Source organism: Microbacter sp. GSS18 (assembly GCA_029319145.1).
Classification (GTDB): Bacteria; Actinomycetota; Actinomycetes; order Actinomycetales; family Microbacteriaceae; genus Microbacterium.
Window position 1 is genome coordinate 2963078 of sequence record CP119753.1, and the last position, 20087, is coordinate 2983164.

18 protein-coding genes are annotated in these 20087 nt (G+C 71.9%); 3 read left to right on the top strand and 15 right to left on the bottom strand.

Annotation, left to right across the window (positions count from 1 at the left end; all coding sequences use genetic code 11):
- Nucleotides 1-7 precede the first annotated feature (7 nt).
- Together P0L94_13640 and P0L94_13645 are read right to left on the bottom strand one after the other, a co-directional pair.
- Nucleotides 8-1279 (bottom strand): serine hydrolase, encoded by a 1272-nt coding sequence (locus P0L94_13640; GenBank protein WES63500.1) that lies wholly within the window; start codon nt 1277-1279, stop codon nt 8-10.
- 64 nt (nt 1280-1343) lie between these two features.
- Nucleotides 1344-2711 carry an AAA family ATPase gene (locus P0L94_13645; GenBank protein WES63501.1) on the bottom strand — a complete coding sequence of 456 codons (1368 nt, stop codon included), beginning with the start codon at nt 2709-2711 and terminating at the stop codon, nt 1344-1346.
- 43 nt (nt 2712-2754) lie between these two features.
- Here P0L94_13645 and P0L94_13650 point away from each other — a divergent pair, with 43 nt between their 5' ends.
- Nucleotides 2755-3828 carry a hypothetical protein gene (locus P0L94_13650; protein WES63502.1) on the top strand — a complete coding sequence of 358 codons (1074 nt, stop codon included), beginning with the start codon at nt 2755-2757 and terminating at the stop codon, nt 3826-3828.
- A 7-nt stretch (nt 3829-3835) separates the two neighbouring features.
- On the opposite strand, the gene P0L94_13655 is transcribed toward P0L94_13650, so the two are convergent.
- The 5 genes from P0L94_13655 to rpmB all read right to left on the bottom strand — a co-directional run bounded on the left by P0L94_13655 (nt 3836) and on the right by rpmB (nt 7180).
- The gene (locus P0L94_13655) at nt 3836-5815 is read right to left on the bottom strand and encodes a cytochrome c oxidase assembly protein (protein ID WES63503.1); all 1980 of its coding nucleotides are present in this window, start codon (nt 5813-5815) and stop codon (nt 3836-3838) included.
- An 82-nt stretch (nt 5816-5897) separates the two neighbouring features.
- Complete coding sequence (locus P0L94_13660) at nt 5898-6185, bottom strand: HU family DNA-binding protein (GenBank protein WES63504.1); 288 nt, start codon at nt 6183-6185, stop codon at nt 5898-5900.
- A gap of 280 nt (nt 6186-6465) precedes the next feature.
- Nucleotides 6466-6771, bottom strand: a complete 306-nt coding sequence (gene rpsN / locus P0L94_13665; protein WES63505.1) for a 30S ribosomal protein S14 — start codon at nt 6769-6771, stop codon at nt 6466-6468.
- A gap of 2 nt (nt 6772-6773) precedes the next feature.
- Nucleotides 6774-6944 carry a 50S ribosomal protein L33 gene (gene rpmG / locus P0L94_13670; protein ID WES63506.1) on the bottom strand — a complete coding sequence of 57 codons (171 nt, stop codon included), beginning with the start codon at nt 6942-6944 and terminating at the stop codon, nt 6774-6776.
- Nucleotides 6944-7180, bottom strand: a complete 237-nt coding sequence (gene rpmB, locus P0L94_13675; GenBank protein ID WES63507.1) for a 50S ribosomal protein L28 — start codon at nt 7178-7180, stop codon at nt 6944-6946. The genes rpmG and rpmB overlap by 1 nt, the downstream gene beginning before the upstream one ends.
- 387 nt (nt 7181-7567) lie before the next feature.
- Here rpmB and P0L94_13680 point away from each other — a divergent pair, with 387 nt between their 5' ends.
- A complete protein-coding gene (locus tag P0L94_13680) occupies nt 7568-12316 on the top strand; it encodes a hypothetical protein (protein ID WES63508.1) in 4749 nt (1582 codons plus the stop codon).
- Between the two features lie 40 nt (nt 12317-12356).
- Here P0L94_13680 and P0L94_13685 read toward each other — a convergent pair whose 3' ends face one another.
- The 8 genes from P0L94_13685 to P0L94_13720 are packed head-to-tail and all read right to left on the bottom strand — an operon-like array spanning nt 12357 to nt 19300.
- Entirely contained in the window at nt 12357-13022 is a 666-nt protein-coding gene (locus tag P0L94_13685) for a DNA-3-methyladenine glycosylase (protein ID WES63509.1), read from the bottom strand.
- Nucleotides 13019-14434, bottom strand: coding sequence for a hypothetical protein (locus tag P0L94_13690; GenBank protein ID WES63510.1), 1416 nt, complete (start codon nt 14432-14434; stop codon nt 13019-13021). The genes P0L94_13685 and P0L94_13690 overlap by 4 nt, the downstream gene beginning before the upstream one ends.
- Nucleotides 14424-15182 (bottom strand): TIGR03943 family protein, encoded by a 759-nt coding sequence (locus tag P0L94_13695; protein WES63511.1) that lies wholly within the window; start codon nt 15180-15182, stop codon nt 14424-14426. Before P0L94_13695 ends, P0L94_13690 begins: the two co-directional genes overlap by 11 nt.
- The gene (locus P0L94_13700; protein WES63512.1) at nt 15175-16203 is read right to left on the bottom strand and encodes a permease; all 1029 of its coding nucleotides are present in this window, start codon (nt 16201-16203) and stop codon (nt 15175-15177) included. The genes P0L94_13695 and P0L94_13700 overlap by 8 nt, the downstream gene beginning before the upstream one ends.
- Complete coding sequence (locus P0L94_13705) at nt 16190-16603, bottom strand: transcriptional repressor (protein WES63513.1); 414 nt, start codon at nt 16601-16603, stop codon at nt 16190-16192. The genes P0L94_13700 and P0L94_13705 overlap by 14 nt, the downstream gene beginning before the upstream one ends.
- A 53-nt stretch (nt 16604-16656) precedes the next feature.
- Entirely contained in the window at nt 16657-17526 is an 870-nt protein-coding gene (locus tag P0L94_13710; protein WES63514.1) for a metal ABC transporter permease, read from the bottom strand.
- Entirely contained in the window at nt 17523-18335 is an 813-nt protein-coding gene (locus tag P0L94_13715) for a metal ABC transporter ATP-binding protein (GenBank protein WES63515.1), read from the bottom strand. The genes P0L94_13710 and P0L94_13715 overlap by 4 nt, the downstream gene beginning before the upstream one ends.
- Nucleotides 18332-19300, bottom strand: coding sequence for a zinc ABC transporter substrate-binding protein (locus tag P0L94_13720; protein ID WES63516.1), 969 nt, complete (start codon nt 19298-19300; stop codon nt 18332-18334). The genes P0L94_13715 and P0L94_13720 overlap by 4 nt, the downstream gene beginning before the upstream one ends.
- 133 nt (nt 19301-19433) lie before the next feature.
- Here P0L94_13720 and P0L94_13725 point away from each other — a divergent pair, with 133 nt between their 5' ends.
- Nucleotides 19434-20084, top strand: a complete 651-nt coding sequence (locus P0L94_13725; GenBank protein WES63517.1) for a hypothetical protein — start codon at nt 19434-19436, stop codon at nt 20082-20084.
- Nucleotides 20085-20087: the final 3 nt, after the last annotated feature.

The window sequence follows — 20087 nt, forward strand, 5'->3', positions numbered from 1 at the left end:
GGCATCGCTATTCCGCCGGCTGGCAGATCGCGTTCTCGGCGATCACGTCCTGATCCTGGTCGGCCGTCCACGGCAGGCCGGCGGCCGGGAGCGCGCCTCCGGCGCTGGCCGGCGCCTTGGAGGCGATGGCCGCGAGCTGCCACGAGAGCCACCGGCCGTACCGATCGTCCGCGGCTGAGTTGTTGAGCACGACCACGACCGTCAGGCCCGACTCGCGGTCGGCGAACACGCCGGTGAGGTAGCCGGGCGTCGACCCGTAGGTGCCGACGAGAGTCCCGGCCTGGTAGACCCCGCCGCCGTAGGTGAACCACGACGGCGCGTTCGTGAACGCCTCCTTCGTGTCGTCGAAGCGATCCGTGCCCGACGGCATCAGGCTTCCCGCCGCCAGCGCCTGCGCGTACCGTCCGAGGTCGCCCACCGTCGAGACCACGCCCGAGTCGGTGAAGCCGGTGCTGCCGGACAGGTCGGAAAGATCCTGCAGCTCGGTGCACGAGAAGCTGCCGTCGACCCGCTCGGACCGCATGGGCGTGAGCAGGCCGGCGTCCGAGGCGGGCACGCCCTCTTCGAGGTAGGTCGACTCCAGCGCGAGCGGGCCGGCGACGTAGTCCTGGATGAGCTGGGCGGCGCCGCGCCCGCTCGCGCGCTCGAGGGCGAGGCCCAGCAGCAGGTAGCCGGCGTCTGAGTCCTGGTACCGGGTGCCGGGTGTGCTCTCGCCCGCGGCGCCCAGGCCGTAGGAGGCGAGTTCGAGCGGATCCCAGGAGCGCTCGGGGTTCTCCAGCCACATCGACAGGAGCTTGGAGTCCGTGTACGACCCGATGCCGCTCGTGCTGTCGCAGAGCTCCTTCAACGTGACATCGGTGAGACCGGCGACGCCGCCGACGTAGTCGCTGACGTCGTCATCCACACGGAGCGTGCCCTCCTCTGCCAGCTTGTACATCACATCGCACGTCATCGCACGGGTGATCTTGCCGACGCGGAACGACATGTCGGCCGTCACAGCGGCGCCGCCGGGAGTGGTCGTGCCGAGACCCGCGACCCAGCTGCCGCTCCAGGGCGCCCAGACGCCGACGATCGCCCCGGAAGAGCCGGTCGCGGTCATGACCGTGGAGACCGCGTCCTCCAGCTCCGCCTGGGTGTCGGCGGGGAACTCCCCGGGGACCTGCGTGGGGAGGTCGATCGGGATCGACTCCGAGCCGGAGCACGCGGTGAGGCCGAGCGTGAGCGCGACGACGGCCGCGATGGCCGCTCCGGCGCGGCCTGTGATGAGTCGACGTGGCATTCCACCCCCCGGTGATCGTGCCCCTCGATTCAAACACACGGATCGCCCACCGGCGCATTCGGCGTCAGACCGACGCCCCACGTGCCTCGGCCATCCAGCGCCGCACGTCCGGATCGACGCGGATGTCGCTGGGACGCAGCGGGCGCGACAGATACAGGCCGTCGAGGGATGTCAGGCGCGACAGCGCCACATAGGTCTGGCCGGGGGCGAAGGCGCCCGAGCCGAGGTCGATCACGGCGCGGTCGTACGTCTTGCCCTGCGACTTGTGGATCGTCACCGCCCACGCCAGGCGCAGCGGGAACTGCGTGAACTCGGCCACGATCTCGCGCGTGAGCGATCGGGATCCGGGATCGTACGCGTAGCGGAACCTCTCCCACACGGCCGGTTCGACGTCCACGCTCTCACCGTCGATCTCGACCCGGACCGTGCCGCCGGCGATGCGCGTCACCGTTCCGATCGTCCCGTTGACCCACCGCGGCGGCTCGCCGAAGTTCGACGCGTCGTTGCGCAGGAACATCACCTGAGCGCCGACCTTGAGGCGCAGCTCGGCGTCCGCGGGATACGCGGCCTCGCCCCGGCCGAAGTCTCCGTTGATCTCGGCGTTCGCGGTCTGAAGCCTGCCGGGTAGCGCGTCGAGGTGCCGGCGATTGATGGTGTTGACGATGTCGTTGCGCGTCGCGAGCGTGATGATCGGCGTCTCGCCGTCGGCCGGCTCGGGCGGCGTGCGTGCGCCGGTGTCGTTGAGGATCTTGGCGATGTCGGCTGTGACCCGGCCGTAGCGGACCGCGTTGAGCATCTCCTTGAACGCGGGGTCGGACTGGCGGTGGATCTCGGCGAGTTCGCGGACATGCAGCTCTGCGCCGTAGCGGCCCATCTCGAGCAGCGCCGGCGCGCCGTCGTCGCTGCGCTCGCCCGCCCACACTTTGGCGTCGAAGAACCAGAAGGATCGGTAGTGGTCGCGGATGTAGCGCATCTCGTCGCCGCGAGGCGGCGCGGGCGCCAGCTGATACGGATCGCCGAACATCACCATCTGCACGCCGCCGAACGGCTCGCCCCGTCGCCCGCGGGCCTGTCGCAGCGAGCGGTCGATGGCATCCATGAGGTCGGCGTTCACCATCGAGATCTCGTCGATGACGAGGGTGTCGATCGCGTTGAGGATCTTGCGCGTCGCATCGGACTGGTCGAGGTCGCTGCTTGCGATGAGCCCGATGGGGAGACGGAACAGCGAGTGGATGGTCTGGCCGTCGACGTTGAGCGCCGCGACGCCCGTCGGCGCGCACACCGCGATCTGCTTCGACGTGTTCCACGCGAGGTGCTGCAGCAGCGTCGACTTGCCGGTGCCGGCGCGGCCGGTCACGAACACGTGCTCGCGGGTGTCCTCGATGAGCCGGTACACCGCCTCCTGCTCCGGGGACAGCGAGGCGACGGTCACCGGTTCATGCTACTTCTCAGCGGCCGTTTCCTAGACTTGCTGCGTGGATCAGCGAGAGACCGGGCGCAGCGCTCAGCGCGCGCGTCGTCGCCCGCTCGCGGTCGATCTGACGCTCATCGGCCTCGGGTTCGTCGTCCTCGCGGGCGCGCTGTGGGCGACCGTGTCGGTGCTGTACAACCAGCTGTACAGCCCGTCGGCCTTCGCCGGCCGCTATGTCGGCCTTCTCGCCGAGGGCCGCGCGGCCGAGGCCCTCGCGGTCCCCGGTGTCGCCGTCGATTCGGTGGAGCTCGAAGCGGCGGGCCTGCCCATGACCGCGTCGGACGCCCTGCTGCGCCAGGCCGCCCTGGCCCCCATCACCGACATCGAGGTCGTGTCCGAGTCGACGGATCCCGATTCCGGGATCACCACCGTCGCCGTGTCGTACCGCGCCGCCGGCTACCCCGGCACGACGTCCTTCGCCGTGGAGCAGGACGGCTGGGTCGGCCCCGCGCCGACGTGGCGCTTCGCGCGCAGTCCGCTGGCCGTCATGCAGCTCGCCGTCGGCGGATCGATGAGCTTCGACGTCAACGGCTTCACGATCGACAAGCGCCAGGTCTCGGTCGACGGGATGGATGCCGATCCGACGGCTCCCCTGCCGATGCTCGTGTTCTCCCCCGGCATCTACTCCGTCTCGGTGGACACGTCGATCTCGTCCAGCCCCGGCGTCGCCGTGCTCTCGGACAGCCCGTTCCGCGAGATCCCCGTCTCGATCCAGGCGCGCGCGACCGAGCAGTTCATCTCGGTGGTGCAGGAGCGTGTCACCGAGTTCCTGGACGCGTGCGCGACGCAAGAGGTCCTGCAGCCCACATCGTGCCCGTTCGGCTACGTGCTGCAGGATCGCGTCGTCTCCGCCCCGGCCTGGTCGATCACGGCGCATCCGGCCGTCGACGTCGTCCCGTCGGGCGCCGTGTGGTCCATCCCCGCGGCGCAGGCGACGGCGACGCTCGAGGTCGACGTGAAGTCGCTGTTCGACGGCACGATCTACCACCTCTCCGAGACGGTGCCGTTCACCGTCACGGGCACGATCACCGTGCTGCCCGACGGCAGCGTGTCGATCGCCGTCGGCGGTCAGGGCTGACGACGGATCAGCTGCGGGTTCGCGCGTCGCGCTCGGCGAGGGCGGCGAGATGCGCGTTGTACGCCTCGAGTTCGGCGTCGCCGGTACGGTCGGCGTGGCGGTCGCTTCGGCGCTGGTCGCGGCTGTCGCTGCGCGACCACTGGATGGCGACCGTCACCGCCAGCGCGAGCGTGGGGATCTCGCCGATGGACCACGCAGCGCCACCGCCGACGTACTGATCCTCGAGAGGATCCGCGCCCCATGTCCGTCCCATGGCGCCGAACCAGTCCGCGACCATCAGACCCTCCTGCATCATGATCGCGATGCCGAAGAACGCGTGCATCGCCATGACGCCGATCAGCAGCAGCAGCCGGCCGGCGTAGGGCAGCCGGTACGGCACGGGGTCGGCGCCGATCAGCGTCAGCACGAACAGGTATCCGGTGATGAGGAAGTGAGCGGTCATCCACTCGTGACCCAGGTGGTCGTAGAGCGACCAGCGGAAGAGATCCGTGTAGTAGAAGACCCACAGCGAGCCGACGAACAGGCCCGCGGCGACGAACGGATTGGTCACGACCCGCGCGAACGGCGAATGCGCGCCCCACAGGATCCACTCGCGTCCCCCGCGCGTTCCGTCGGTGCGCTTGCGGATCGCGCGAGCGGCGAGCGTCACGGGTGATCCGACGACGAGCAGGATCGGGATCGCCATCGTCAGCAGCATGTGCCCGACCATGTGCATGCTGAACAGGTAGTCCTGGTAGACGTTCACGACACCGCCGGTGACCCACACCAGCAGCGCGAGGCCGACCAGCCACATCACGGTGCGGTGCACCGGCCAGGCGTCGCCGCGGCGGCGCAGGCGCAGCACGCCGGCGATGTAGAAGAAGGCGCCGAAGCCGGCGAGCACGGCCCACAGCCAGTCGATGTCCCACGCCGTGATCCAGCTGCTCAGCACGAGCTCGTCGGGCAGCTTCGCGCCGGTCAGGATCTCGGCGGGCGTGAGGGACAGCGGCAGCAGCGCGTCCGCGGGCGGAGGTGTGCGGGCCAGCGCCGCGGCCGCACCGGAGGCCGCGCCCATCAGCACGAGCTCCGCGACGACGAGGGTCCAGAACGAACGAGCGACCGCGTCGTCGGCGCGCATGCGCCCGATGATCCGGCGCCGGTACCACGCGCCGAGGATCCCCATGCCCACGAGCGCCGCCACCTTGACCATCAGGATCATCCCGTATGGCGAGAACAGCGCGTCCCACACCCGCAGCCCGATGACCGCGCGCACGACCCCCGACAGTGCCACGACCACGAACGCGGCCAAGGCGAGGCTCGAATAGCGGGCGACGGCGTCGGCCAGCCGCCCGCGCTCGAGCACGGGACGCACGATGATCAGCAGGAGCAGGCCGCCGACCCAGACCGCGGCGCCGATGACGTGGAGGACGGTGGCGACGACCGCGGAGTTGTGATCGGCTTCATCGCCGGAGTGCCCCTGCGTGGCCATCGGGACCAGCGCGGCGACGGCCAGCAGGGCGACGAGGAACGTCGGCGTCCACGAGCGCACCGCGAAGGTCAGCACCGTGAGGATCGCGCCGGCGACGGTCGTGATGAGCCACGTTCGGCCGAGCTCGGTCTCGACGACGAATCGAGCCAGCTGCGCCCCGAACTGGGGGCCGAGGCTCAGTTCGGGGTTGAAGGCGTCGAGGAAGGTGAGGAAGCCGGTCAGGGCGGCGGCGAGGGTGAAGACGGATGCCGCGATGGAGGCGGCGTCGAGGGCGACGTCGAACTCGCGCTCCCCGGCCCGAAGCGTGAACAGCGCGGTGACCAGGACGCCGACGAGGCCCGCCGCCGCGAGGTTGAACAGCAGCGACGACGCGGGCAGCCCCCAGCGCACGACCGGACCGGGATCGGCGATGACGAGGGGCTCGGCTCCCCCGCCGTAGGCGAGGGCCCAGACGAGAACGGCAAGACCTGCCGCGACGAGGATCGCGGGGCCGGCGGCCCGCAGAGCGCGGGAATTCACCCGACAAGCCTAATCGCGCGAGACGAAGGGGGATGCCGCGGTCTGCGGCATCCCCCTTCGCACGGGCGTCGTCGTGCGTGACCTACTTGACGGCGGCCTTCAGCTTCGAGCCCGCGGTGACCTTCACGCGCTTGCCGGCGGGAATGGAGATCTCCTCGCCGGTCTGCGGGTTGCGGCCCGTGCGAGCCGACGTCTCGACCTGCTCGAAGGCGATCCACCCGGGGATCGAGACCTTGCTGCCCTTGGCGACCGCGTCGGAGACGGTGGAGAAGAGCGAGTCGAGCACGCCCGAGACGGTGGACTGGCTCTGACCCGTCGCACTGGCGATGCTCGCGACGAGTTCGGTCTTGGTGATGGACTTGTCTGCCATTGGGATGTGTCCTCCAAAGGAGAGGCGGGATCCGCCGCCCTTCATAACTCGGACCGGATGGCCTAGCTGCCCCCCGGCTGGTCGGATCGACCGCCTTGACTATAGCCACGATCCGCGGATTTCCGCGGATTTCCGCGGGAATCGCACCGATCCGGACGGCGTGTCGGTGGCTGAAGTGATGATTGTTACCGATGTGACGGCGGTGCCGTCGCACGCAGAAGGCCCCGACGTTCGGCGTGAACGTCGGGGCCTTCGCTGCTGTGGTGCGGACCGGCTGTGATTACCAGCTGGACTTGGTCACGCCGGGCAGCTCGCCGCGGTGTGCCATGTCACGGAAGCGGACACGCGAGATGCCGAACTTCGTGAGGACACCGCGCGGGCGGCCGTCGATGACGTCGCGGCTGCGCAGACGAACCGGCGAAGCGTTGCGGGGCAGCTTCTGCAGGCCCACGCGAGCGGCCTCGCGCTGCTCGTCGGTCGAGGTGGGGTCGACGAGCTGCTTCTTCAGCTCGGCGCGCTTGGCGGCGTAGCGGTCGACGACCTCCTGGCGCTGCTTGTTGCGCGCGATCTTGCTCTTCTTGGCCATGATCAGCGCTCCTCTCGGAAGTCGACGTGCTTGCGGATGACCGGGTCGTACTTCTTCAGCACGATGCGGTCGGGGTTGTTGCGGCGGTTCTTGCGCGTGACGTAGGTGTAACCCGTGCCGGCGGTCGAACGCAGCTTGATGATCGGACGAACGTCCTGAGCCTTCTTCGCCATCAGAGCTTCACACCCTTCGCGATCAGGTCCTTCACGACCGACTCGATGCCACGAGCGTCGATCACCTTGATGCCCTTGGCGGACACGTTGAGGGTGACCTTACGGCCGAGCGAAGGCACGTAGTAGGTCTTCTTCTGCACGTTCGGATCGAAGCGGCGCTTCGTCCGGCGGTGCGAGTGCGAGATGTTGTGACCGAAGCCGGGAACCGCTCCGGTCACCTGGCACACTGCTGCCATGGTGGTTTCTCCTTCAATACCGTGAAGCCGGACGGCTCCACCCAAGATCCCTTGTCTGCACCCCGCACGGAACCCGGCCGTTTCCGGCCTGATCGTCGAGAGGGGATGCGAACTGCGTGCTGGAGTGCGCGCAGACAAAGAGACAGTCTAGCACGGCCGGGCGTGTCGCCTTGACCCGCGGCCGGCTCCCCCGTGACGGAGCCCCGAACAGGCGCGCGGTCGAGATGTCCCCTTTTCGGCGGACAGCCCCGTGGAAGTGGCCTGTTTCTACATACCGATCCGCGAATCGGCTGTCTCGATTCTACAAAGATTCCGCGGGCTGGCTCGCTGTCGATGCCAGCATGGTGCCGTCCTGGGGGAACCCCCTTCTGCACAGAGCGAGGTTCGATGACACACTCACCTGACCCTTCCTGGCCCGCGTCGCCGGTCGACCTCGGGAATCCGCAGCGATGCCCCGTCTGCTTCGCCGACGTCGTGCTTCCTCGATGCGGCACGTGCGGGTTCGTGTTCGCCGACCCTCGCGCCGGGCAGGTGCTGAGCCTCGGCCGGCAGATGATCGCGCTCGAGCGAGAGCGGCGCGAGCTCATCGGGCAGGTGTTCGCGGCAGCGGAGGCGGAGCAGCGGGCGGCGCGCGAGCGCGCTGCTGCGGTGCGGGCGCCGGCCGCGCCGCCGATCCCGTCGCGACCGCTCGAGGCGGTGCACGACGCGCGGACGGCGGCAGTGCCGCCCAGACCCGCTCCGCCGACACCGGTCCTGTCGCCTCGACGGCCTGCGCGCCGCCTGACCGTGCCGGTGCTCCTGCTCATCGTCGGCGTGTCCCTCGTCGGGATCGCCGCTGTCTTCTTCCTCACCATCGCGTGGTTCGTCGCGGGGATCGCCGTGCGCGCACTCATCATCGGCGGCATCACCCTCGCCACCATCGCGGGGGCGTCGCTGCTGCGCCGCAGGACGCTCACGGCCACCGCGGAGGCGCTCGCCGTCCTGGGCGTGCTGCTGCTCGCCCTCGACGCATGGGCGGTGCGCGCGAACGACCTCTTCGGCGCGGCCGGAACGGACGCCGTGGTGTACGCGGGCGTCGCGACCCTGGCTGTGGCCGCGGTCTGCCGCACCTGGGCGTGGTACTCGAAGCTGCGGGCGCCCGACATGGCCTCGGTGCTCGCACTTCCGGCGGGCCTCGCCCTCCTCGCCGCGGGCGTCATCGAACTTCCCGACGGGCAGGCCGTCATCGTGGGACTGCTCGGCGGGGCGGCCGGCGGACTCGCCCATGCGCTTCCGGCCCCGTGGTCGGCGGCGCGACAGCCTGCGGTCCCCGAGCGCGAGGTCCTTGCCTGGGGCGGCATCGCGTCGCTCACCGCCGCCGCCGCGGCATCGCTGGTGGTCGCGCCCGACATCGTCTGGGTGCCGGTATGGGCGGCGCCGGCGACCGCCGCGATCGCCGGCGCCTACACCGCGCTGGGCTCCGTGCGGCGTGCGACGACGGCGCTTCCGTCGGCATCCGTCGCGGTGGGGGTCGCCTCCAGCGTCGGCGTTGCGTCCATCGCGACCGCGGGGTGGCAGCTCGCGCTGCGCAGCGACCTGGCGGTGTTCGCCCTGCTCGCGGGCCCGGTCGTCGCGGTCGCGGTGGCGGTGCTGACCGATCGTCTGCGCGCACGATGGCGGCGCCTCCTGCCCGCCGCCGTGATCGCCAGCGTGCTCGCGGCGCTCAGCGCGGCGGGCTCGTTCATCACGTGGTCGATCACGGGGGTGGTCACCGCCGCCGCGACATGGACGATGTGGACCACGGACCCCCTCGCCGCTCCGGTTGTCGAGGGGGCCTGGCTTCCGCTGATCGCGGCCGGTGCGATCACGCTGGCGCTGCCTTTCGCGCCGGCGCTCGACCGCCCGCGCCTGCGCGGCGTCCGGATCGCCGTGGCGTCGGCGCTCGTGCTGGCCGCCGCCTGGCGCACCGGCATCCCGATCGTCGTGGTGACCGCCGCGATCGCCCTCGCCGCCGTGGCGCTGTGGGGTCTGTCGCGTCCGCCGTCGCGCCTGCACTCCCGGTGGGCGTGGGGGGTCGTGGCCGGTATCGGCGCCGTCACGGCGTTCGTGGCGGGCCTCGCGAGCCCGTCACTGTGGGCGACCGGCGTCGTCACGGCCGTGCTCGTCCCGGTCGCGGCAGCCCTCGTCGCGCGCCCGGTGCCGCGCGCATCGGCGGCGCTGGCACTGGCGTCGATCGCCGTTGCGACGGTCGCATGCCTGCTCGCCCCCGGTGCGATCGCCACCGCCGCCGGAACGACCGGCGACCTGCGCGCGTCGCTGGTGCTCCTGCAGTGGGTGGCCGTCGCGACGCTGGCGATCGGCGCGTGGGTGCCCCTTCTCCGCGAGGTGCGGCGTGCGGTGGTCGTCGCGGGCGTCGCCCTGCTCGCGGTCTCGCTGATCACGCTCCTGACGGATTCGGTCGGCCTCCTGCTGCCGTACGAGCAGCTGCCCGTCTCGACGCTCCTGGGCGAGCCATGGGCGGCCACGGTGCGGGGCGTGCTGGGGGTGGCCATCCTCGCCCTGATCGCCATCGGCGGCTCGCGTGTCGAGGGCGGGCTTCGCGCCGCTGCGGCGGTTCTGATCGCCGGCACGGCGACCGCCGCGGTCTCGGCGCCGATCGCCGCAGCGGGAGCCGCCGACGCGCGCCCGGCCGTCGCGGCCGCGGTCGCCCTGGCCGTGTGCATCGTGGGCGCCGTGCTCGCCCTCGTCCGACCCGGCGCAGACGCCGCCCGGCTGGTGCGCACCGCAGCGGATGCCGGCGCGCCCAGCACCGCCGCGGTGCTGATGCTCCAGGCCGCGCCCGACGTGTCGTGGGCGGTCTTCCTGCTGGGGGCGGCGGCACTGGCCGCGGCGTCGGTCACCCGCGGTTGGGCGGCGCCGACGGCGCGTGCCGTCGAGGGCATCGCCTCCGCACCCGGAACCGGCTTCCCTCTCGCACGCGCCCCGCGGCGTCTGCTGTCCTGGCCCGCGGTGGGGGTGGCGACGTGGGCGATGTGGCGTGGTATCGATGACCTTCCCGCGGCTGCCGACCTGCCCATCGAGGCGTACACCGTCGCCCCCGCGGTCGCGCTGGCGCTGTTCGCTGTGGCGCTCACGTGGCTCCGCCGGCATCCGGAGGCCGCCATCGCGATCGCGCTGTCGTTCGCCGTCGGCCTCGTCTGGCCGACGCTGACGGGAGCGGGTGCCGAGGACCCTCGCGGCATCATCCTGCTGGCCGTCGCAGCGCTGTGCGCGGGCCTCCTCGCCTGGACGCGGGCGTGCCGGCTCGTACCCGCCTCGCTCGCCGGGGCGACGACAGCGCTCGTCGCCGTCGCGACGATCACCCTGACGAGAGGATGGAGCGCAGACGCCACCGACGCATGGTGGCTGCTGGTCCTCGTCGCGGCCGCCTACGGAGCAGCCGCCGGGTTCGCGCGCGCCGGCGCCATCGGACAGCGGGTCTTCGCCGTCGTCGCCCCGGCGCTGAGCCTCGCCGCGGCCTCGATCACGGTCGCCTTCATCGTGCTCCTCACCGACGATGCCGGGTCGGTCGCCGCTGCAGCCGTCTGCATCCTGCTCGTCCTTCACCTGGGGGCGGCGGCGTTCGACGCCGTGCCTCTGGGTGCGACCACCCGCTGGACGTCCTTCGCGGGCGCGCTCGTCGTGGGTGCGACAGCCACGGGCCTCGTGAACGGCGCGATCGAGGCGGTGAGCCTGCCGCTGGCGCTCGCGCTGCTGGCGGGCGCGGCGCTGGCCATGCTTCGTCGTGCACGGGCGGGTGGCCCCTGGCCCGGCCCGGAGGAGGTCCCCTGGCTCACCGGCATCCTGCTCGCGGTCGTCCCCACATCGCTCGCCTCGGTGGAGGGCCCGCGGGTCTGGCTCGGAATCCCGGCGGCCCTGCTCGCCGGCGCGGGGCTGGCCCTGACCGAGGTGGCGCCGGCCTCACGCCTGCGTGCCCGGTCGGCGCTGCTGCTGGGCCTCGGCGCTGTCGGCATCGGCGTGCACGCGACGGTGCCGACCGCTGGGTGGCAGGGCGTCATGCCGCTCGTCGTGGCCGGCGCGGGGGCGGTCGGGTTGGGCGCCGTGACGGTGTGGATGAGGCTCGAGGGGCGGGACGTGGTGGCGCCTCTGCTCGCGGCCGCGGGCACGGTGGTCCCCGCCATCGCGATCGCCGTGCGCGGAGGCGGTGAGCTCGCCTTCACAGCGGTCGTCGGCACGGTCGCGGGCGCGGCGGCCGTCGGCGCGGCGGCCGTACTCGGTCGAGCGGAATGGGTCCGGACAGCGGCTGTGACCGCGCTCGGCGCAGCGGCAATCGCAGTCGCGGCGATCGGCGTGCGCTTCGTGCGGGTGTCCGATCCGCGGGAGTTCGGTGTGGAGCCTGATCTGTGGGCGGCGAGCGCGGTGGGCATCGTCGTCGCGGTGGGCGTCATGGCACTGCGAGCGTCCTCATCGCCGCGCGTGGCCTCCGTCGCCGGCGCGGGCTTCGCGCTGGCGACCGCGCTGTTCGCCGCGGCCGAATTCGCCCTGCTCGCCGCGGCGCCTTCCGACGGGGCCGCGACTCGGACGGCGATCGTGATGACCGTCCTGAGCGGCGCGGGCGTCGTGGGCTGGCTCCAGCGGCGGCGCGTCGGCGTGGCGCTCGCGGGGACCGCCGCAGTGGCGGCAGCCGTATTCGGCGCGGCGGCGTTCGCGGTGGGCGCCCGCCCCGTCGAGGTCGTCACTGCCGCGCCGGCTCTCGGGCTGCTGCTGCTCGGCGCCCTGGCGCTGAGGCGGACGCGGTCCACGCGATCCTGGCCCGCGCTCAGCCCGGGGCTGGTGCTCCTCCTGCTGCCGTCGCTGGTCTACGACCTCGGCGAGAGCGCACTGTGGCGGATCGTGGCACTCGGCATCGTCGCGGTGGCCACGATCGTCGTCGGAGCGGTGCTGCGCCTGCAGGCCCCGCTCGTGATCGGGTCGGTCGTCGCCCTTGCGCATGCCGTGGCGCAGCTGTGGCCGTGGATCTCCACGGCCTATGACGCGGTGCCGTGGTGGCTGTGGCTCGGCATCGGCGGCGCGCTGCTGATCCTGCTGGCCGCGCGATACGAGAAGAACATTCGGGCCCTCCGCACCGCGGTGACGGCGGTCACGACGCTGCGCTGACGGCGGTCACGACGCTGCGCTGACAGGGGTGCGCACCCGCTCAGCGCACCGGACCGGCGCCGCGGCCCCAGCGGAACGCCGACACCGTCGGGTCGCCCGGGATCCAGAAGCGCCAGGGGAACGCACCGGTCCCGGCGTGGCCGGCCACGCCGACCCGGGGCCCCGATGCGATGCGGTGCAGGGGCTCGTCGCGCAGTGCCAGGCGCGCCGTGGCGCCCGCCTGCGCGGCGCCCGTGACGGCGTCGAGGCCGTCGTGGATCGGATGCCGCAACCCCACAGCATCCCCGAGCCGCCCCGGGCCCCGGGCGAGCTCTCGCGGTGACCGCGCGGCCCGGCGGCGGCTCGCCGCGGCATCCGCTCCCTCGATGATCTCGCCGCCGCGCAGCAGGATTCCGCCGGCGACACCCTCGGGACCGCATACGACGTTCACGCACGAGTGGATGCCATGGCTCAGGTACACGTAGAGGTGGCCCGGCTCGCCCCACATCGTGGCGTTGCGGGCCGTGCGGCCCCTGCGCGCGTGCGATCCGGGATCGGGCACCGGTCCCGTGCCGAGCCCGTGGTAGGCCTCGACCTCGGTCAGGCGCACCGCGACCTCGCCGCCGTCGACGGCGACCGTGAGGACGGCGCCCAGCAGGCGCGGCGCCACCTCGAGGGGCAGCGCGAGCAGGTCGTCGCGCGCCGCCGGCCGCAGCGCATCGCTCAACGCGGGGGCACCCGGCACCACGAGATGTCGGAGCCCGCCAGCGCCACGACCTCCGCGCCGTCGTCGATCTCGGTCACGCGCGTCTCGACGCGTGCCGGCAGCGGCAGCAGATACCGGTCGTAGGGGTTGTCGACCGCGTCGGGGGCCACGAGCGTCGCGAGATACCGCCCGCTCGGCGACACGCACGTGCCGAGCACGGCATCGCCCGCCTCTGCCTCGGCCACGAGCCGCGCCGTCCCGTCGTCCTCGACGAAAGCGACCGCCGAGCGCTCGGGAAGACCGTCGTCACCCACGATCGACATCGTGCGAAGCGTGCCGCCGCCGGGCACCGGGGTCACGTCCCCCTGGATGCCGAACGTGGGCTCCGCCTCGACGAGCGGCTGTTCCGAGGCGTCGGCGAGATCGATCACGATCGAGCCCTCGATGCGCTCCACGATCGCCTCGGTTCCGGCGATGCCGTCGATCGAGACGGCGGTGCCGAGGGTCGTGGGATTCGCGCCCTCGGCGTCGGCGAGCAGCAGCGTGCTGTCGAAGGTGAGCATCAGCACGCTGTCGGTGTCGGGCACGAACCGCCATTCGGCGACGCGCGAGTCCACGCCGTCGGGCTCGATCCGGGTCGGCTCCGCATCGGCTGCGGCGTCGGAGAGCGACGCGGTGAAGAGGATCGACTCGAGCCCCGAATCGGCGGTGAGCGTGCGGTCGGAGTACGTGTAGCCGATGCGCTCGCCCCGGTCGGCCGCCTGCAGGTTCGTGACGTAGCCGTCGCCGGGAAGGGGCAGCTCGCGCGCGCCCGAGCCGTCCGGCGCGGTGACGATCAGCGCCGCGGTGTCGTCGGACCCCAGCACCGAGACCACGAGGTGCGAGGCGGTCGCCCGGAAGTCCTCGATGTGCTCGTGCGTGAACACGGCCACGGCGCTCTCGCCGTCGATCCCCGACGCGAAGATCGTGTCGTCGGCGCCGTCACCGCCGCGCTGCAGCAGGAAGATCTCGGCGCCGGCGGTGCGGAACGTCTCGCTGATCGTGGTCGCGGGCCCGCCCCCGACGCCGGTCACATCGTCGATGCGGACCGTGTACTCGGTGTCCTCGCGCAGCGCGAGCCCGAACCGCACGCCGACCGTGCGGCCCGACGTGTCGACGGCGAACGGCGTCTCGGGGGTGATCGTCACCTGCGCGGGGTCGACTTCGGCGAGCGACTGCGTCGTGGTGAAGATGACGCGTGACCCGGATGCCGCGACCGCCGCCTCGGGGTCGACCGACACGTCGGTGACACGGGGCCCGAGGGCGACGCTGGTCGCGGCCGCCGCGACGCCGATGACGGCGAGGACCGCCACGACGACAGCGAACGCACCCGCGAACGCACGCCCCTGACGCTTGCGCGCGCTCGAGCGCCGCGTCGGGGCCTCAGTACTCATACGGGTCCTCGGGCTCGTCGATGACCTCGACGCTCGACGCGTCGATGGCGAGCCGGCCGTCCGAACTCGATCGCACCGTGCCGGTGACGGTGACCCACTGCCCGGTCTCGGACACGTCGCCGCCCACGACGGGGAGCGTCGCCGGCTGCGCGTCGATGACGCAGTGCGTGATGACCAGCCGCGTCAGATCGAAGTCCCCGTCCTCGCCGGGCGTGACGAAGCCGGTCAGCTCCACGGGGGCGCCGTCGAAGGCCTCGGGGTTGGTGGTGCTGGCGAACACCGCCGACCACTCCCCCACGCCGAAGGTCGCGGTGTCGCCGGTCGAGGCCAGATTCACCGCGTCCGCGCCGGCGAACAGCGGGGCCGCGCCGACGTCGCGCGCCACGGCGAGCTCCGCCGACAGGGACGTCGGCGGCAGCACCAGCATGAGCACGACGACCCCCGAGGCGATGACTCCGCCCACGCCGGTGGCGACGGCGGCCACAGGATGCTCCCGGTGAGCCTCGCCGTGGTCGTGACCGTCGCCGTGGTCGTGACCATGGTCTTCCTCGGCCCCCAGCGGCAGCAGGAACGAGGCGACGGCGCCGATGACGAGGACGACCGCCATCCCGACGGCGAACCACGACGATTCGGGATTGATGTAGAGCCCGAGACGCCCGGTGAGGGCCAGGGCGATGGTGACGACCGCGAGGACCGTCGACAGCCCGACGCCCAGCCAGCGCGTCGCGAGCGCGTGGGTTCTAGACAAGGAGGTTCACCCCCGCTCCGATGGCGAAGCCGGTCAGCACGACCACGATGACGATTCCGGTCAGCGTGCGGGTCGTGAAGGTCGTGCGCAGCAGGGCCAGCATCTTCACGTCCACGAGCGGTCCCACCAGCAGGAAGGCCACGATCGATCCGGGTGTGAACGTCGAGGCGAACGACAGCGCGAAGAACGAGTCGACGTTCGAGCAGATCGACACCACCATCGCCAGGGCGATCATGGCCACGATCGAAAGCGCCGGGTTCGATCCGATCTCGAGCAGGACCTGACGCGGCACGAGCACCTGCACGGCGCCGGCGATGGCGGAGCCGATCACGAGGGCCGGCATGACGGCCCTCAGCTCGATGACGAACTGCGCGAGGCTGCGACGCCAGCGGCCGCCCGGCTCATGGGTGACGATGTCGCACGTGTCGCGGAACCGCTCGGTCAGCAGCGCGTCCGGCGACGGGTGCCGGCTGTACAGCCAGCCGATCAGGTTGGCGATGAGCCAGCCGCCGACGATGCGCGCGACGAGGATGCCGTCGTCGAAGCCGAACGCCGCGTGCGTGGTGATGATGACGATCGGGTTCACGATCGGCGCCGCGATCAGGAACGTCAGCGTCTCGGGCACGCTGAAGCCGCGCATCAGGAGGCCGCGCGCGAAGGGGACGTTTCCGCACTCGCACACCGGGATCAGCATGCCGAGCATCGACAGCACCGCGCGGCGCCCCCACCCCGACCGCGGCAGCCATCGCTCGAGGACCCCGGGGGGCACCCAGACCTGGACGACGATCGACAGCACGACGCCGAGCGCGATGAAGGGCAGCGACTCGATCAGAACGCTGATGGCGAGCGTGAGCCCGTCCTGGGCGCGCGTGGGCAGAGCCTCGGGGAACAGCGTTGGGGCGAGCCAGTCGATCAGGAACAGCGCCGCGATGACCGCCGCCCCGACCCCGAGCCACAGCGTCGCCCGCGCGCTCCGCGACGGCTCGAGACGCGCGGTGCGGTACGGGTCAGTCTTCGTCACTCTCGCCGTCCTGGATCTGTGCGCAGCGCTCACACAAACCGAAGATGTCCACGACGTGCTCGGCGTCGCGGAAGCCGTGGGTCGCGGCGGTGCGTCGCGCCCACTCCTCGACGTCGGTGGCCGCGATCTCGACGGTCAGCCCGCACGACCGGCAGATGAGGTGATGGTGGTGTCCCGTACTCTGGCACGCGCGGTACAGCGATTCGCCCTCGGGGCTCTGCAGCGAGTCGGCCTCGCCCTGTGCGGCGAGCCCCGCGAGGGCCCGGTAGACCGTCGCCAGTCCGATGCCGGTGTTCTCGCCGCGCAGCGTCGCGTGCAGCGACTGCGCGCTGACGAACCCGCGTGCGTCGGCGAGGGCTTCGCGCACGCGCTCGCGCTGCCACGTGTTCCGCTGGGCCATGCGCGGGAGTCTACCCGCGCGCTCCCCACCGGTCCCTGGGAACCCCCGCGCGCTCACGCGCTCTCGGCGACGGGGGCGAACCGGCCGCGCCGCGACCCGATGCCCCGGCAGACCAGGTAGATCACGAACGAGATCGTCGTGATGTACGGGCTCACCGGCAGCGTGCCGGCGATCGCGAGCAGGATGCCGCCGACCGCCGACACCAGCCCGAAGACCGCCGCGAGCAGCGGCACCGTCACCGGCCCCGTGGCCACGCGCATCGCGGCGGCGGCCGGCGTCACCACGAGCGCCATCACCAGGAGCGCCCCGATGATGTGGACGGCGACGGCGACGATGAGGCCGAGCAGCAGCATGAAGGTCAGCGACACCGCGGTGGTGGGCACCCCGCGGGCGGCCGCTGCCTGCGGGTCGAGCGAGTCGAACCGGAGCGGGCGCCAGATGACGACGAGGCCCGCCAGGACGAAGGCTCCGATCGCGATGAGCCACCCGAGCTGGTCGGACTGGACCGACACGATCTGTCCGGTCAGCAGACTGAATCGGTTGGCGCTGCGCCCGCTGTACAGCGAGAGGAACAGGATGCCCAGGCCCAGGCCGAAGGGCATCAGCACGCCGATGATCGAGTTGCGCTCGCGCGCTCGCGCGCCGAGCCAGCCGATCAGCCCCGCCGCGATGACCGAGCCGATGATCGAACCGGTGACGACGTCGAAGCCCAGCAGCAGCGCCGCAGCGGCTCCCGCGAACGACAGCTCGCTGATCCCGTGCACGGCGAAGGCCATGTCGCGCTGCATGACGAAGACCCCGATCAACCCGCCCACCAGACCCAGCACGGCGCCCGCCCACACCGAGTTCGACACGAGCGCGAGGATCTGCCCGTAGACCGGGATCCCGCCGAACATCGCGTCGGCGATGTCGCTCCAGTTCATGCCGGGTCCTCGTCGTGGTGGTGATGGGATTCCTCGGCATCCGGCGCGCCGACGACCACGAGCCGGCCGCCCGCCTCGAGGACGTAGACCGGAGCGCCGTACAGATCGCTGAGCACCGCCGACGTGAGCACCTCGTGGGGCCTGCCCAGGGTGAAGCGGCCGCCGGCGAGGTAGAGGATGCGGTCGACCATGCCGAGCACCGGGTTGATGTCGTGGGTGACCAGCAGGACGCCCGCTTTGGCATGACGACGATGCTGGTCGATGACGTTCATCACCGCGCGCTGATTCGCCAGGTCCAGGCTCGTCAGCGGCTCGTCGCACAGCAGCAGGCGCGGGTTGTCGGCGAGGGCCTGCCCGACCCGCAGTCGCTGCTGCTCGCCGCCCGAGAGGAGCCCCACGGGCCGGTCGGCGTAGTCGGTCGCGCCGACGGCGGCGATCAGCCGGTCGACGCGCTCGGCGTCGTCGCGGCGCGGGATCGGCAGACCGAACCGGTGACCCGAGACGCCGAGGGTGACGAGGTCGCGGCCGCGCAGCGCGGTCTCCCGCGGCAGCGGTCGCTGCTGCGGGATGTATCCGACGCGCCGGCTGCCGCGGCGGCGCACGGGCTCCCCGAGCGCGGTGACCGTGCCCGAGCTCAACGGCTCCAGACCGAGGATCGCTCGCAGCAGCGTGGTCTTGCCCGAGCCGCTCGGGCCGAGCACGGCGATCAGCTCACCGGGCGCGACGTCGAGGTCCAGCCCGCTCCACAGCTCGCGGTCGCCGCGGTGGAGTCCGGCGCCGCTGATCTGCAGAACGGGCTCGTCGGTCACGCTGCGAGCGCCTCGCTCATCGCGTCGATGTTCGCCTGCATCCACGAGATGTAAGTCTGGCCGTCCGGCAGGGTCTCTGTGAACTCCACGACCGGGATGTCTCCGGCATCCGCTTCGTCGATGACCTGGTTCGTCTCGGCCCCGCCGGTCTGGCTGTTGGCCACGACGAGCGCGACATCGCCGGAGCGCAGGATCGTCAGGGCCTCCAGCAGCGTGGCCGGGGGAACGTCCTGCCCCTCCTCGACGGCCTCGCTGAACGCGTCCGGCGTCAGGTTCACCAGGCCCGCCGCCTCGAGCAGGTAGAGCCCCACCGGCTCGGTCGCGAAGACGCCGGAACCGGCGTGCGCAGCCGAGATCGCGTCGAGGTCGCCCTCGAGGCCCGCGAGCTCGGCGGCGAACGCGTCGGCGTTGGCGGCGAAGGCGTCGGCGTTCTCGGGCTGCAGCTCGCCGAGCTCGGCGGCGACCGCCTCGGCGACCGCCTCGATCGTGTGGGGGTCGTACCAGACGTGCTCGTTGAAGCCCTCGACGTGGTCGTGGTCGTCCGCGGATGTCTCGTCGGCGTGGTCGTCCCCGGACTCCGCTCCGGGCCACGCGTGCGAGAGCTCGGACGCGGTGATGACGTGCGCCTCGGTGCCGGTGGACTCGATCATGGCGTCCATGAAGCTGTCGTAGCCCCCGCCGTTGGCGACGATCAGGTCGGCCTGCGAGACCGTCAGCTGATCGGCGGCGCTGGCCTCGAAGGAGTGCGGGTCCATCGATGCGGACTCGATGATGCTCGTCACCTCGACGAGACCGCCCGCGACCTGCTCCGCGATGTCGCCGTAGACGTTGGTCGAGGTCACGACGGTGATGCCGTCGTCGGCACCGCCCGCGTCCGCGCCCTCCCCTCCGGCGCAGCCGGCGAGGACGATGGCGGATGCCGCGGCGAGGCCGAGCACGGGAAGAGCACGTCGAGCGAAGGTCATGCATCCATCGTACGTGTTATCGATAATGATTCTCAACTTCACGACATGCTCCGGTGATCTCGCGTGCACCCGGAGCGGGCACGCGTCCGGCCCGGGCATGGAACCGGTGTCGCACCCCCGCTATGGTGTGCGCATGACCCGCGCGGACGCGTCGAGCGCGCTCCCCCCGGCCGCGCATCTGGGCCGGTCGGCGCTGCGGGCCCTGCCGTTGCAGATCGGCTACGTGGTGGCTGCCGCCGTCCTGGGGCTCGCCGGCGCCCCCGTCCAGCCGTGGCTCGTCGCACTGCTCGTGATCGCGCTGTGGACGCCCACCCTCGCCGAGCTCGTCTTCCGCACGACGCTGCCGCTGGTCTTCCAGGTGCACTTCCTGATCTTCCTCACGGCGGGCGCCTTCGCCGGCAGCGCTCTGAGCCTCTATCGCGCGTTCCCGAACTGGGACACCATCGTGCACGCCGACTCGGGCGTGCTGCTTGCCTGGCTCGGGCTGCTGCTCGTCCGCCGGGCCGAGGAGCGCAGCGAAGCGCCTTCGCCGCGATGGTTCGCCTTGACCGTGACCGCGATGACCCCGATGGCCTTCGCCGCCGCGTGGGAGATCTGCGAGTACGCCAGCGACGCCCTCGTCGGCACCGTCGCGCAGGGCGGACTGCACGACACGATGACAGACATGCTCGCCGGCACGCTCGGGGGCCTCGCGACCGTCGCCGTCGTCATGGTCGTTCCGCGGCCACGCAGCATCGTCCCCGACTCGCTCGCGCAGCGCCGCGCGGAGGCACCGCCGGTCTGACGC